The sequence below is a fragment of the Shinella sp. GW821-FHT11G07 genome (assembly GCF_058808115.1).
Window position 1 is genome coordinate 299,372 of the sequence record NZ_JBXARJ010000003.1, and the last position, 13,276, is coordinate 312,647.

The window sequence follows — 13,276 nt, forward strand, 5'->3', positions numbered from 1 at the left end:
TTAGTTGACGATGAGATGTCCGTCAATGATGGTTGACGAAATACCCATCCTACAAGGAAGCCCTGCCTACTGGGCGCCGCTCGGCTTCAGCAGCAGGATGTCGATATCCTTGTCCGGCGAGAAATCCTTTGCCTTCATCTCGAAGGTCGTCGGGCCGATCTTCTTCACGCCCTCGCCGCAGAAGCTGACGAGGTTTTCCGCAGCACCCTTGTCGATGGTCAGCGAAAAGTCCTTGATGGGGCCGTTCCAGTTGGCGCCGGTGGTCAGGATGTAGGAAATCCAGCTCTCGGTGAGATAGGGTTTTCCGGCCTGCATGTCCTTTTCGGCCTGTTCGGCGCGGCGCACGATGCTGTCCTCGATGCAGTAGCGCTTCACATAGTCCTCGTAGCGCTCGCCCTTCGCTTTGCCCTCTTCCAGGAAGGAAATGCCGACGGTGCCGCCGACGCTCGGCCTGTAGCGATGCTGCACCTTCACCTCCCTGCCGGAAGGGAAAGTCGTGCGCCACCAGTAGACGGATTTCAGCGACCAGAGCGGCGTGCGGTAGTCCTTCATGCCGGTGCCGTCGTCGTCATAGGTGTCGATGAAGATCAGGCCCCGGGCGATCCAGTCCGCCGCGACGTCATCCGGCAGTTTCTTCAACGCTTCCTTCGTCGCCTTGGCGTAGGGTAGCAGCGAAATGCCCTGCGCCTTCAGGTCCTCGGTCACGTCGATGTCGGAAGCATAGGCGCGCTGCTGGAGATTGGTGGTGACCGCCTTGCCATCCTGCGACGCCATGAAGGCGAGGTAGTTGTCCGTCTCGAAATCGTCGATCGCGATGTTGGCATAGGGATCGCCGCCGATATCGGGCATCGGGAAGGCGACGAGGCCGGAGACCTCCTTGCCTGACGTGTTGGTGAACACGTAATCGACGCGGATTTCTTCCGGCGAGATGAACAGCGCCTCGCTCGTCATCTCCACGTCCGGCGTGCGCACGAAGGTCAGCCCGCCGGTCTTCAGCTCCGCCATCGTATCGTTGGCAAAGGCCGGCGTCACCGAGAGGGCAAGGAGAAGCGGTAGAAGGCGCAGAGTATTTTTCATGGGCGTCCTCGAAGCATTGGTGCGTGCGATATGAGCCGAATTCCTCGGCTGCGGCAAGCCGAAGGCGCGATGCCAGCAGAGCCCCGTTTCGTGCCGTCAAAGACGGGGATCACATTTGTGCGTGACAAAATGTTTCAACACGCTACGATTGCAAAACAGCTTTAAAGCGCTTGATAACACTGAAACCGAAAGACCACGCCCTTCCAGACATCGGCCTCTATGATGCTGATGTCACCCACCTCCAACGCCCTTCCCTGTCGCGTCGTGAAATCGGAATCCATCAAAGGACAAGGCTATGAACGCTAACCGAATTCGTCATCTGCTTCTTGCTGCGCCACTGATCATCGCCGGCATGGCGCCCGCCTTGGCCGATGAAAGCAGCGTCAATCAGTCGATTGATCAGCTGCTGGGAGATCACACGAAGTACCAGGCGGTCATCGTCGCCCTGCAAAAGGCTGTCGCAGCACAGGATGCCAAAGGCGTCGCCGCACTGGTGAGCTACCCGATCGGCGTCAAGATCAACGGCAAGGAAACCAACGTCAAATCCGCAGGCGTGTTCGAGAAACACTATAGCGGCATCATCACCCCCCGCATTGCCAAGGCGGTCACCGACCAGAAGTATGGGGATCTCTTCGTCAACTATCAGGGCGTCATGTTCGGCGATGGCCAGGTCTGGATTAGCGGCATCTGCAAGGACAACGACTGCAAGAATTTTGATGTGAAGGTGGAGACCATCCAGGACGGCCCAAACTAAACCGCGCCATCTGATCGGGCGCGCGTGCCGCAGTTTGAACGGTCCCCGCATTCGCAGAAGAACGTTTTTGATGGAGCCCTAGAAACCCGGTCACGGCGAACCCGGCGGTGCTACCGCAGTTCGCCGCCCAGTCTGCGGCACACGGTGCACGCTTTCTCAACCATGCCGTTTTGCCACCCCGTAACCACGTCCCTTGGGCGTCCGGAAACCTCCGGCTGTTATGAGTTGCAGCAACGACAAGAACGACCGGACAGGGATTTCCACCATGCGATATGCGTTGCTTGCGGCTCTTGCCGCCACGCTTTGCCATGCCTCCATCGCAGCCGCAGAAGAGCGGCCAGCGCACGACCCCGCTATCGAGGCGGCAGCAATCGCCATCCTGCAGAAGAAGCTGCCGGATATTCGCAAGACGCATAATATCGGCGATGATCCGGGGTTCGTGCGCGAAGCCAGACCGGAGATGCAGCCGCAGGGCATTTCCGCGCTCGCCGACCTCGATTCGCTGGCTGGTTTCGCCGGCCGCATCATCTGGCTCTGAGCCCTGTTACAGGCAAAACGCCCCGGCTTATCACCGGGGCGTTTTGCTTGGTTTCCATCGTGTTAGAATTCCGTCCATTCCTGTGCGACTGCAGCATTTCCGCGGGCCGCCGGTGCTGATCGGTAGGCGGGCCGTGCCGCCGTCTCCATCTGGCGATGGACGGCGCGCAAGTCGCGCGCTCCAGTGTCGTTAGCGGCATTGGGCAGCGCGAAGCGGGAAATCTGCTCGCGCAGCCGCACGGCTTCGTTGGCAAGAGACGCGCTGGCGGCATTCGTCTCCTCAACCATCGCGGCGTTGCGCTGCGTCACCTGGTCCATCTGGTTGACGGCGGTGTTCACCTCGCTGAGGCCGACCGACTGCTCGCGGGCGGAAATGGCGATGGCATCCATGTGCTGATTGATGGTCCCGACATGCACGCTGATTGCCTGGAGCGAGGCGCCGGTATCCTGCACCAGCCGCACGCCGCCCTCGACCTCGGTGCTGGACTTGCGGATGAGTTCCTTGATTTCGCGGGCGGCCTGAGCGGAACGCTGCGCCAGTTCCCGCACCTCCTGCGCCACGACCGCAAACCCCTTGCCCGCCTCGCCAGCCCGTGCCGCCTCGACACCGGCATTGAGGGCGAGCAGGTTGGTCTGGAAGGCGATCTCGTCGATCACCCCGATGATGTTGGAAATCTGGCCGGACGAATGCTCGATGCGCTTCATCGCCTCGATGGCACCGGCGACGATCTCGCCGGATTTCTGGGCGCTGCTGTTGGCTTCGCCGGCGACGGTGCGCGCCTCGTCGGCCCGCTTCGTCGAGTTGGCGACATTGGCGGTGATCTCGTCGAGGGCTGCAGCGGTCTCTTCCAGCGAGGCCGCCTGCTGCTCGGTGCGCTTGGAAAGGTCGTCGGCACTCATGCTGATTTCGCGCGAGCCGCTGTCGATCGAGCCGCTCGAGGCTGCCACCGCGCCGAGCGTCTCGCCGAGTTGGGCGACCGCCGTGTTGAGGTCGTGGCGCAACTGTTCGAAATCCGGAGCGAAGGATTCGGTGAGCTGGAAGCTGAGATCGCCGGCCGCCAGGCGGCGCAGGCCGCCGGCAAGGCCTGATGTCGCCTGCTGGAGCCGCGCCTGGGCGGCGGCTTCCGCATCTTCCTGCAAGCGAATCCGCTCCGCTTCGGCGCGGCTGCGGTTTTCCGCGGCTTCCGCTTCCAGCCGCCGATTGGCAATGGCGGCCTGACGGAAGACTTCGACGGCACCCGCCATCTCGCCGATCTCGTCGCGGCGGCCAGCATAGGGGATGGCCGAAGCTGTGTCGCCGCCAGCAAGCAGCGTCATCGCCTTCGTTGTGGCGACGATCGGCCGGGAGACCGACCGGCCGATGAGAAGGACCGTCGCGGCGATGGCGGCGATGGCGGCGAGGATTGCGGCAATCGCGATGCTACGGGTCTTGGCGAGGGCAGCCGCGCTGTCCGCTTCGGCCTTCGCCTTGTCGCTCGCAATGCCGGATGCCATCTGGTCGAAGATCGGTTCGACGGCGGCGAAGGCGTCGGAAACGCCCTTGCTGGCGGCGGCTTCCGTGCCGGCGATGGCGGCATAGTCATCGAAAGCCTTGCCGTAGTCGTCCAGCGCCTTGAGGATCGCCGCCTGGTTTGCCGCGCCGCCGAATTTTTCGGCCGGCGTCTTGGCAAAGGCCGCGCGCTCTTCCGCATGCTTGGCGAGGTATTTCGCATCGCGCCGCATGATAAAATCCTTCTCGTGGCGGCGCATTGTCAGCATGCTCGCCTGAAGGCCCTTGTCATCGACGGATTTCAGCAGTTCCTCGATGGAGTGCACCGCCGCGCGCATGGCGCCTTCGCGACCCGAGGACGGATCGAGGCCAAGCGCGATGCTGGCCTCAGCGAGCGTTGCAAAGCTCTGCTGATAGGTGGTGTAGCCGTCGGAAATCTTCTGGAGGTCGGCGCGGGTCGCGGGGTTCTCGACAAGACCGCCAAGCGTGGCGAGCGTCGTTTCCGCGCGTGCGGAAATCTCCTTGTGGGCGGCGACGTATTTTTCATCGCGCCGCAGCAGGAAATCCTTTTCGGCCCGGCGGTTTTGCAGGAACTCGATCTCCAGCGCGCGCAGCTCCGTCTCGGCGCTGCGATGGCGCTCGACCCTTGTGCGATAGTCATCGGCGATGCGCTGCTCGACGGAAAAGATACCGACGATAAGAAGAATGCCCGCGACGGCAATCGGCGCCATCAGGCCGATCCGGTGGGACAGACGTAGGGTCATGCGTGCTCCTTGCGCCCGCTCGCCACGGGTCCAATCCACAAAAATGTTCGAAAAGTCCCCGTCGCATGGGGCCAGGCACCGGCCTCATGCCAGTATATGCTTAATGAATCCTGATCGTTATAATTTAAGGAAACGTGAATGTAGGATTGCCGCTTCTTGTGTTTCCGCCCGCCCTCAACGAATCATGTGAGGTGGAATGCGCCGGACGGGGCTTGCCACCCGCGGCGCAAGGCGTCATGAGAGGCAATGTCCCAACCTGTAGAAACCATCCGCCTCGACCAGCTCCTGCTGAATGCCGGCCTCGTTGCCAGCCGTTCGCGGGCGCGCGATGCAATTTCGCGCGGTACCGTGCGCGTCAACGGCCGCGTCGTCACCAAGCCGAGCTCCACCTTCCCCGCCTCCGCCGTCATCGAGATCGACGATCCCGCCCAGGCCTATGTCTCGCGCGCGGCGCTGAAGCTGAAGGCTGCGCTCGACGAATTCGGGCTCGATCCCACCGGCCTCGACTGTCTCGACATCGGCGCCTCGACGGGCGGCTTCACGGATATCCTGCTGGAGCGGGGTGCTGCGCATGTCATCGCGGTCGATGTCGGCCATGACCAGCTTCACCCGCGACTGAGGGCGGACGAGCGCATCACCAATTACGAAGGCCTGAACGCGCGCGTGCTCGACGAGGACGATCTCGAAGGCCGCACCATCGGCGCGGTCGTCTCGGACGTTTCCTTCATCTCGCTGAAGCTGGCGCTGCCGCCGGCCCTGACCTTTGCCGAACCGGGCGCCTTCTGCGTGCTGCTCGTCAAGCCGCAGTTTGAAGCGGGCCGCGAGGCGATCAGCAAGGCGGGGCTCCTCAAGGATCCTGAAAGCGCGCCTGCGGTTGCAGCCGAGCTGGAACGCTGGCTCACGGAAGACATGGGCTGGCAGAGCCTCGGTCTAATCCCCTCGCCCATTACCGGTGGCGACGGCAATGTCGAGTTCCTTCTCGGAGGCCGCAAGCCATGACGGCGGAGACGCTCACCATCGCCCGCCTCGGCAGTGGCGGTGACGGCATTGCCGAGACGGCGGACGGCCCGGTCTACGTGCCCTTCACCCTGCCCGGCGAGACGGTCGCCGTCGCACGCGCGAAGAACCATGGCACCGTCATGTCCATGTCGGTCGCCTCGCCAGAACGGGTCGAGCCGCCCTGCGTGCATTTCGGACCTGATGGAAAGAACGGCACCTGCGGCGGCTGCACCTTGCAGCATGCGGGCGATGCGCTCTATCACGATTTCAAGCGTAACCTCGTCGTGCAGGCCCTCAAGCCGAAGGGCCTGACACCGGAAGTGGCGCCGCTGGTCATTGCCCGCCCGGGCGAACGCCGCCGCGTCGTCTTCACCGCGCGCAAGACGGAAAAAGGCGTGCTGCTCGGCTTCAACCAGGCCGGCAGCCACCATATCGTCTCCATCGACCACTGTCCGATCAGCAGTGACGGCATCATCTCCCAGCTCGAGGCCATCCGCCGGGTCGCCGGCGCCATCGCGACCTCGGCCGAGCCGTTCCGCGTGACCGTGCTCGAAACCGCCCCCGGCCTCGATCTCGCCTTCGAAGGCGTGAAGAAGGTGGGAGACAAGGAGCGCCGCGCCGTCACCGAATGCGTGCTCTCGCTGCGCAGCATCGCGCGCGTTTCCAGCGACGGTGAAATCCTCATTGAGCCCCAGAAACCGGAGATCGATTTCGCCGGAGTGCGCGTCTCGCCGCCCGCCGGCGGTTTCACGCAGGCGACGAAGCCCGCCGAGGATGCCATGTCCGAGTTGGTGCTGGTGGCTCTCGGTAAGGCCAAGCGCGTTGCCGACCTGTTCGCCGGCGCCGGCACGTTTGCCTTGCGCATCGCCCGGCAGGCCAAGGTGCATGCGGTGGAAGGCGAGGAAAAGGCGCTGAAGGCGCTGGATCATGCTGCCCGCAACACGCAGGGCCTGAAGCCCGTGACGGTGGAAAGGCGCGACCTCTTCCGCCGACCGCTGATGGCGTCCGAACTGAAGGTCTACGACGCCGTCGTGTTCGATCCGCCGCGCGCGGGGGCGGAAGATCAATGCAAGGAACTCGCCCGGTCCGGCGTGAAGACCATCGTCGCCGTCTCGTGCAATCCCGTCAGCCTTGCCCGCGACCTCGCGATCCTGACGGCCGCCGGCTACCGCATTCGTATCGTGACGCCAATCGACCAGTTCCTCTGGTCGGCCCATGTCGAGGCCGTGGCGGTGCTGCAGAAGTAACCACGCATTCTGCCGTTCCATTGTGCACGTCGCACCCCAGCGGAAGCCCGCTCACGGCCTTGCAGCGAGGCCGTCGAGCAGGAAGTCGAGGCCTTTTCGGAAAGCGCCGTCCCAATCGTTATCCAATAGCAGACGCGAGCGTTCGATCGTCGGGTACTGTTCCCCGAGACGTGTCAGGCGCTGCTGCGCGGCGGCCTTGTCGTCGTCAGAGAGGTTGAAGCTCGCCCGGGTGATGGTGGCCCCCATCACATAGTTCCAGAGCGACCATATCGCGGCGTTCAGGTCTGTCTCCGCGACACCGGCTGCGGACAAGGCTTTGCTCAGCAATTCCAGCCGAGCGAGGATGTTCGGGCCAAGTGCCCGGCGCGGCAGCAGCGATGCCGACCAGGGATGGCGCAGCATGCTGGCGCGCCAGTCTTCCAGCATGTGAACGACATCGCCGCGCCAGTCTTGTGTGTCGGCCAGTTGCGCCGGCCCGCGATAATCCAGCACCGAATCGAGCGCCAGATCGAAGACCTTCTCCTTGTTGTCGACGTGCCAATAGAGGCTCATCGCGCCTGCGCCGAGGCGATCGGCCAGGCGGCGCATTTTCAAGCCCTCGATGCCTTCGGCGTCCAGCAGGTCGACCGCGGTCGCCACGATCCGGTCCAGGGAGAGAGGCGGTTCGGTGCGCGGTTCCTGCGCGGGCTGCGGTGCCGCCTCTGCCGGTTGAGATCCCTTGCCCCGAGCGCCGCTGCGTTTGGTTGTCATCCGACTTTCCTGCTGATCAGACCATCGATTTAAGCCGACAAGAATCGAATGTCGATTCCGAGCGATTGACTCGTACGATGTACGATGCAATTTAATCGTACATCGTACGAGAAAATTTGGAAATGCGTTCAATCAACCCGGCCGGCCACGAGATACCGTTGCTCATAGCCCCCGGAGCCAGGAAAAAACATGTCACGCACAATCAGGCATTTGCTTATCGGAGGGCTACTCATCATGACCACGGGCGTTTCCACGACGGCGACAGCGAGTGATCTCAAGCTGACCATCGTCAATCCGCAAAACCTCTACGATCCGACGCCGAATGGCTACAGCACGGCGGTGATCGTGCCCGGCAACGCCCGGATCGCCTATATTTCAGGACAGGGCGGCCAGGACAGCACCGGCGCTTTGTCGCCGGACTTTGCCGTCCAGGTTCAGCAGGCCTACGCGAACCTGCGCACTGCCCTCGACGCGCTGGGCGCAAAGCCGGATCAGGTCGCCAAGCTCACGGTCTTTGTCGTCGATCACGACATGTCCAAGCTTGAGGTGCTGACCAGAAACGTCAAGGAGATGTTCGGTGCGGCGCTGCCAGCACAGACACTGATCCCCGTTCCCAAACTTGCGATCGACCCCATGCTCTTCGAGGTCGAGGCCGTCGTCGTCCTGGAGTAAAGCCTTCCGCAATGAACAAAGGCCCGGGATCGCTCCCGGGCCTTTGTTTGTGAGATTCAGCCAATCATGCCGCCCGGCGCACCGGGTTGGCGGCGTAGGTTGCGCCACCCTGGCCGAGCCGGAACTGCGCCAGCAGCGCGTTGAGGGCTGCGGCCTCGGCGGCAAGGCCGTGGCTGGCGGCGGTCTGTTCCTCCACCATGGCGGCGTTCTGCTGCGTGCCCTGGTCCATCGTGTTGACGGCGGTGTTGATCTCCTGGAGACCCGTCGATTGCTCGCGGGCGGCCAGGACGATGGCGTTGACGTGGCCGTTGATCTCCTGCACCTCGCGTACGATGGCTTCGAGTGCTGCACCCGTCTCGTCGACCAGCGACACGCCGGAGCGCACCTGTTCGCCCGACGTGGTGATCAGCGCCTTGATCTCCTTCGCCGCATTGGCCGAGCGCTGCGCGAGTTCGCGCACTTCCTGCGCCACGACGGCAAAGCCCTTGCCGGCCTCACCGGCACGCGCCGCTTCCACGCCGGCATTCAGGGCCAAGAGGTTGGTCTGGAAGGCGATGTCGTCGATCACGCCGATGATGTTGGTGATCTCGCTCGAGGATCTTTCGATGCCCTGCATGGCCGAGACGGCGCGGCGCACCACCTCACCCGACTTTTCGGCACCGGTGCGGGTGCGCGAGACCAGCGAACCGACCTCTTCCGCGCGACGGGTGGAATCCTTCACGGTTGTGGTGATCTCCTCCAGCGCGGCGGCGGTCTCCTCGACGGAGGCGGCCTGCTGCTCCGTGCGGCGGGCGAGGTCGTCGGCGGCCGTGCGGATTTCCATGGCGCCGGCGTCGATGGCGCGGGCGTTCTGGCCGACCGTCGTCATCGCCGTGTGCAGCTTGGTGACGGAGTGGTTGAAGTCGGTGCGCAGGCGATCGAGATGGCCGGCAAAGGGGGCATCGATGCGGTGGGCGAGATCACCCTCGGCAAGTCGACCCAGGCCATCGGCCAGCGCCTCGACGGCGTGATGGATTTCGGCAGCTTCGCGGGCCTTGGCGGCTTCGCGCTCGCGGCGCTCGCTTTCGGACAGCACGCGGCCCTCCTCGGCGGCGTTTTCGAGGCGCGTGCGCTCAATGGCGTTGTCGCGGAACACGGCGACGGCGGCCGCCATGCGGCCGATCTCGTCGGTGCGGTCCTGGCCGGGGATTTCCGTGCGCACGTCACCGGCGGCGAGCTTGTCCATGGCGCCGGTCATGTCCTTGACCGGGCGCACGACGAGGCGCGACAGCACGGTGGCAAGGAAGCCCATCATGACGATGACGGCGAGCACGGTGGCGATCGTCGCGGCGATACGGAACTGGTCGATGGCCGCGAACGCCATGCCGCTGTCGATGGTGAAACCGAGATACCATTCCACCGACGGCAGGCCGGTGACCGGCACGAAGGAGACGAGCACCGGCTTGCCGGCATAGGTCGTGTGCGCAATGCCGCCACCGATGGCCGGCGTCGCCTCCGGGAAGGCGTCGGCGAGCGTCTTGGTGACGAGCGCCTTGTCCTGGTGCACGAGGACCTGGCCATCCTTGTTGACGAGGAAGGCGAAGCCCATGCCGCCGAGATCGACCGAATTGACCATCTCGACGAGGGATTTCAGCGAAAAGTCGCTGCCGGCGACACCGAGCACCTTGCCGTCCTGTTTGACGGGCGTGGCGGCACTGATGATCAGCTCGTTGGTGGAGGCGTCGACATAGGGCTCGGTGAGCACGCTGCCATTCGCCTTCACGGCATCCTGATACCAGGGGCGCTGGCGCGGATCGTACCCTTCCGGCATCGCCGACTGCGGCCACATGGTGAAGGTGCCGGCCTCGTCGCCGACATAGGTGGTCATGAACTGGCCGACCAGCACGTCGTTCTGGAGCACAACCGTGATGCCGGCCGGGTCAGCGGCCTTGCCTGCGGCGTTCGCCGCCGTTTCGGTCAACATCACGTGGGCGTTCAGCCAGTTGGCAATGCTTTGGGCCGCCTGCTTCCCGGAACTGTCGATGCTTTCCTCGACCGAGTTCGTCAGCACGCTGCGCTGCAGGCTATCGATATAGACGGAGAAGCCGGTAAAGGCGGCAATGACGACGAGAGACGCGACGACGAGGATGCGCGTCATCAGATTGGAGCGCTTGGACATGGGGCGCGATGTTCCTTCGGGGCGCGCTCCGCCAAAGGGCGGTAACGCGATGCTGAACGGCATGCCGGAGGGCGAGGATCGGACGCATCATGCGGCCGCCGGCAGGACGCCGGAGAGTGCCCGCACCATAGGAAAACGTGTTTAAGAGCCTGTTAAAATTGACAGACCACAAATCGCAAGCGGCTTGCCGGATGCACCGTCAGCGCCGTGCCATGAAGGCCTCGAAGGCGGCGCGGGCTTCCGGGCTCTTCAGCTGTGCCGCGAAGTGCCCCGCCTCCTCGTCGATCCGGGCGGCAATGCCGGCCCGGTCGCCACGGATGAGGTTTCGCGCGATGGCGAGCGCCTGCGGGGGCTTGGCGGCCAAGCGCTTTGCGGCCGCCAGCGCCTGCTCTTCCACCGCGGCCGGCTCGACGACGGCGTAGATGAGCCCGGCATCACGCGCGGCCGTCGCGGAAAAACCGTCACCCGCAGCAAGCAGTGCGAAGGCGCGCTGGTGACCCATCAGGCGTGGCGCAAGCAGGCTGGAGGCCGCTTCCGGCACCAGCGCCAGATCGACAAAGGGCGTGCGGAATTCCGTGCGGATCGAGGCGTAGGTCAGGTCGCAATGCAGATGGATCGTCGTGCCGATACCGATCGCCAGGCCATCGACGCCGGAGACGAGCGGCTTCGTATGGGCGGCAAGCGCGTGGAGAAAGTCGATGACCTCGCGGCCCATCGTGCCGCCCATGGCAAACGCCATGAAATCGTTGAGGTCGTTGCCGGCGGAAAAGCAGCCTTCCGAGCCGAGGAAGACGGTGGCGCGCACGCTTTCATCCGCGTCACCCGCCCTCAGCGCGTCCGTCATCGCCTGGTACATGGCGCGTGTGATGGCATTCTTCTTTTCCACGCGGTTGAGGCGGATTACCTGCACACCGGGAGCATTTTCCGGGCGCTCGATCAGAATATGGTCGGTCATGCTTTTTCCTTCAGCCCAGAACCGCACGCGCCGCCGCAAGACTCGCGGCACCACTCATGACACGGTCCTTGAGCGCGACCGTTTCCCCGATGACATTTTCCGCAGCAAAGCGGCAGAGAACTGCGCGTTCCGAATTGCGACCGTCGCCGCCATCGGCCAGCGCACCCTTGGCGAGATAGGCGCCGGTCAGCACCAGACCGAAGAGCCGTTGATACGGCGTGGCGCCGGCCAGCGCTTCGGCCTGCTTGCCCTCGGCGAGTGTGGCAAGCAGCCATTCGGTGGCGGCTTCGAGGTCCGCGATGCTGGCTTCCAGGCGCGCACCGGTGTCGCCGAGTTCAGGCGTGTTCGCCGCGCGGGCCCTGGCTGCAATGTCGCGCAGTTCGGCGATGAAGCCGCGGATGTGGCTACCCTCGGCGAGCGGCAGCTTGCGGGTCACGAGGTCGATGGCCTGGATGCCGTTCGTGCCCTCGTAGATCGGCGCGATACGGGCGTCGCGATAGAGGCGGGCGGCACCCGTCTCCTCGATGAAACCCATGCCGCCATGCACCTGCACGCCGAGTGAGGAGACATCGACGCCGGCATCCGTGGCAAAACTTTTCGCGATGGGGGTGAGCAGGCTGGCGCGGTCGCCCCAGTGTTTTGCATCATCGCCATGCGACAGATCGACGGCGTGGGCGCAGGCATAGGTGATGGCCCGCGCGCCCTGGGTCAGCACCTTCATGGTCAGCAGCATGCGAGCGACGTCCGGGTGCTCGATGATCGGGCTCATGCCGGACCCCTGCCAGCCGGGCGCCTTGCCCTGCGTGCGCTCCTTGGCATAGGCGATCGCCTTCTGCGTCGCGGCTTCGGCAATCGCCACGCCCTGCATGCCGACTGCAAGGCGGGCGTTGTTCATCATGGTGAACATGCAGGCGAGGCCGCGGTTCTCCTCACCGATCAGCCAGCCGATGGCGCCGGGCTCGTCGCCGAAGCGGCCGTCGCCGTAGATCATCGTGCAGGTCGGCGAACCGTGAATGCCGAGCTTGTGTTCGATGGAATGGCAATGCGCATCGTTGCGAGGCCCCAGCGAACCGTCTTCGTTCACGAGGAATTTCGGCACGAGGAACAACGAGATGCCGCGCGTGCCGGCCGGCGCATCCGGCAGTCGGGCCAGCACCAGATGCACGATGTTGTCGGTAAAATCGTGTTCGCCGTAGGTGATGAAGATCTTCTGGCCAAAGAGACGGTAAGTGCCGTCGTCGCGGCGTTCGGCACGGGTCTTCATGACGCCAAGATCCGAGCCGGCATGCGGTTCGGTGAGGTTCATCGAACCCATCCATTCGCCGGAGACCATTTTGGGCAGGTAGGTGCTCTTGAGGTGGTCGGAACCGTGCGCCGTCAGCGCCTCGATCGCGCCGATCGTCAGCGTCGGGCCGATCGCGAAGGCCATCGAGCCGCTGTTCCACATCTCAAGTGCTGCGACATGCAGCATGTGCGGCAGGCCCTGGCCGCCAAAATCCGGCGAGGCCGTCAGCGAGTTCCAGCCGCCTTCCGCCCAGGCCTTGTAGAGCGACGGCCAGCCATCTGGCATGGAGACCTTGCCATCGACGAAACGCGCACCTTGCGTGTCACCGATCGCCGCGAGCGGCGCGACTTCCTCGGTCGCGAACCGGCCGGCTTCTGACAGGATGGCATCGACGAGGTCGTCGCTGAGGTCGCCGAGATGGCCCCCGTCAAGCGCCGGCGTCAGCCCCGCGACGTGTTTCAGCGTGAACGCAATCTCCTCGACCGGCGCCTTGTACATCTCTATCCTCCTCCCCATGCGCCCTCCCCGAACAAGCGGGCACGGCGATTTGCTGGCGGACAGATTATTGATTTTTACGTAAACGTCAATA

The 13,276-nt window shown here is 64.2% G+C and carries 11 protein-coding genes; 5 read left to right on the forward strand and 6 right to left on the reverse strand.

From position 1 onward, the window contains the following. Positions 1–66: 66 nt before the first annotated feature. Complete coding sequence (locus AC1RT2_RS07925; protein ID WP_493100900.1) at positions 67–1,077, reverse strand: DUF4424 domain-containing protein; 1,011 nt, start codon at positions 1,075–1,077, stop codon at positions 67–69. A 295-nt stretch (positions 1,078–1,372) separates the two neighbouring features. On the opposite strand from AC1RT2_RS07925, the gene AC1RT2_RS07930 reads away from it, so the two are divergent. Both AC1RT2_RS07930 and AC1RT2_RS07935 read left to right on the forward strand, forming a co-directional pair. Continuing rightward, positions 1,373–1,831 (forward strand): hypothetical protein, encoded by a 459-nt coding sequence (locus AC1RT2_RS07930; RefSeq protein ID WP_493100902.1) that lies wholly within the window; start codon positions 1,373–1,375, stop codon positions 1,829–1,831. Positions 1,832–2,051: 220 nt separating this feature from the next. Next, on the forward strand, positions 2,052–2,369 hold the full coding sequence (locus tag AC1RT2_RS07935; protein ID WP_493100903.1) for a hypothetical protein: 318 nt from the start codon (positions 2,052–2,054) through the stop codon (positions 2,367–2,369). A gap of 62 nt (positions 2,370–2,431) precedes the next feature. Here AC1RT2_RS07935 and AC1RT2_RS07940 read toward each other — a convergent pair whose 3' ends face one another. Continuing rightward, positions 2,432–4,621, reverse strand: coding sequence for a methyl-accepting chemotaxis protein (locus AC1RT2_RS07940; RefSeq protein ID WP_493100904.1), 2,190 nt, complete (start codon positions 4,619–4,621; stop codon positions 2,432–2,434). Positions 4,622–4,867: 246 nt separating this feature from the next. Here AC1RT2_RS07940 and AC1RT2_RS07945 point away from each other — a divergent pair, with 246 nt between their 5' ends. Both AC1RT2_RS07945 and AC1RT2_RS07950 read left to right on the forward strand, forming a co-directional pair. After that, positions 4,868–5,620 carry a TlyA family RNA methyltransferase gene (locus tag AC1RT2_RS07945; RefSeq protein WP_493100906.1) on the forward strand — a complete coding sequence of 251 codons (753 nt, stop codon included), beginning with the start codon at positions 4,868–4,870 and terminating at the stop codon, positions 5,618–5,620. Further along, positions 5,617–6,867 (forward strand): class I SAM-dependent RNA methyltransferase, encoded by a 1,251-nt coding sequence (locus tag AC1RT2_RS07950; protein WP_493100907.1) that lies wholly within the window; start codon positions 5,617–5,619, stop codon positions 6,865–6,867. The genes AC1RT2_RS07945 and AC1RT2_RS07950 overlap by 4 nt, the downstream gene beginning before the upstream one ends. Positions 6,868–6,918: 51 nt before the next feature. Here AC1RT2_RS07950 and AC1RT2_RS07955 read toward each other — a convergent pair whose 3' ends face one another. Beyond that, positions 6,919–7,617, reverse strand: coding sequence for a TetR/AcrR family transcriptional regulator (locus tag AC1RT2_RS07955; protein WP_493100909.1), 699 nt, complete (start codon positions 7,615–7,617; stop codon positions 6,919–6,921). 189 nt (positions 7,618–7,806) lie between these two features. On the opposite strand from AC1RT2_RS07955, the gene AC1RT2_RS07960 reads away from it, so the two are divergent. Further along, positions 7,807–8,289, forward strand: a complete 483-nt coding sequence (locus AC1RT2_RS07960) for a RidA family protein (RefSeq protein ID WP_493100911.1) — start codon at positions 7,807–7,809, stop codon at positions 8,287–8,289. Positions 8,290–8,353: 64 nt separating this feature from the next. Here the strand turns inward: AC1RT2_RS07960 and mcpU are convergent, their stop codons facing one another. The 3 genes from mcpU to AC1RT2_RS07975 form a co-directional block, all read right to left on the reverse strand. After that, positions 8,354–10,447, reverse strand: coding sequence for a methyl-accepting chemotaxis protein McpU (mcpU, locus tag AC1RT2_RS07965; RefSeq protein ID WP_493100912.1), 2,094 nt, complete (start codon positions 10,445–10,447; stop codon positions 8,354–8,356). Positions 10,448–10,646: 199 nt separating this feature from the next. Then, the gene (locus AC1RT2_RS07970; RefSeq protein ID WP_493100914.1) at positions 10,647–11,402 is read right to left on the reverse strand and encodes a crotonase/enoyl-CoA hydratase family protein; all 756 of its coding nucleotides are present in this window, start codon (positions 11,400–11,402) and stop codon (positions 10,647–10,649) included. A gap of 10 nt (positions 11,403–11,412) precedes the next feature. Beyond that, a complete protein-coding gene (locus tag AC1RT2_RS07975; RefSeq protein WP_493100916.1) occupies positions 11,413–13,185 on the reverse strand; it encodes an acyl-CoA dehydrogenase family protein in 1,773 nt (590 codons plus the stop codon). Positions 13,186–13,276: the final 91 nt, after the last annotated feature.

Coding starts and splice junctions, on each gene's coding strand:
- AC1RT2_RS07925 (WP_493100900.1), bottom strand. CDS start 1,077: ATGAAAAATACTCTGCGCCTTCTACCGCTTCTCCTTGCCCTCTCGGTG.
- AC1RT2_RS07930 (WP_493100902.1), top strand. CDS start 1,373: ATGAACGCTAACCGAATTCGTCATCTGCTTCTTGCTGCGCCACTGATC.
- AC1RT2_RS07935 (WP_493100903.1), top strand. CDS start 2,052: ATGAGTTGCAGCAACGACAAGAACGACCGGACAGGGATTTCCACCATG.
- AC1RT2_RS07940 (WP_493100904.1), bottom strand. CDS start 4,621: ATGACCCTACGTCTGTCCCACCGGATCGGCCTGATGGCGCCGATTGCC.
- AC1RT2_RS07945 (WP_493100906.1), top strand. CDS start 4,868: ATGTCCCAACCTGTAGAAACCATCCGCCTCGACCAGCTCCTGCTGAAT.
- AC1RT2_RS07950 (WP_493100907.1), top strand. CDS start 5,617: ATGACGGCGGAGACGCTCACCATCGCCCGCCTCGGCAGTGGCGGTGAC.
- AC1RT2_RS07955 (WP_493100909.1), bottom strand. CDS start 7,617: ATGACAACCAAACGCAGCGGCGCTCGGGGCAAGGGATCTCAACCGGCA.
- AC1RT2_RS07960 (WP_493100911.1), top strand. CDS start 7,807: ATGTCACGCACAATCAGGCATTTGCTTATCGGAGGGCTACTCATCATG.
- mcpU (WP_493100912.1), bottom strand. CDS start 10,447: ATGTCCAAGCGCTCCAATCTGATGACGCGCATCCTCGTCGTCGCGTCT.
- AC1RT2_RS07970 (WP_493100914.1), bottom strand. CDS start 11,402: ATGACCGACCATATTCTGATCGAGCGCCCGGAAAATGCTCCCGGTGTG.
- AC1RT2_RS07975 (WP_493100916.1), bottom strand. CDS start 13,185: ATGTACAAGGCGCCGGTCGAGGAGATTGCGTTCACGCTGAAACACGTC.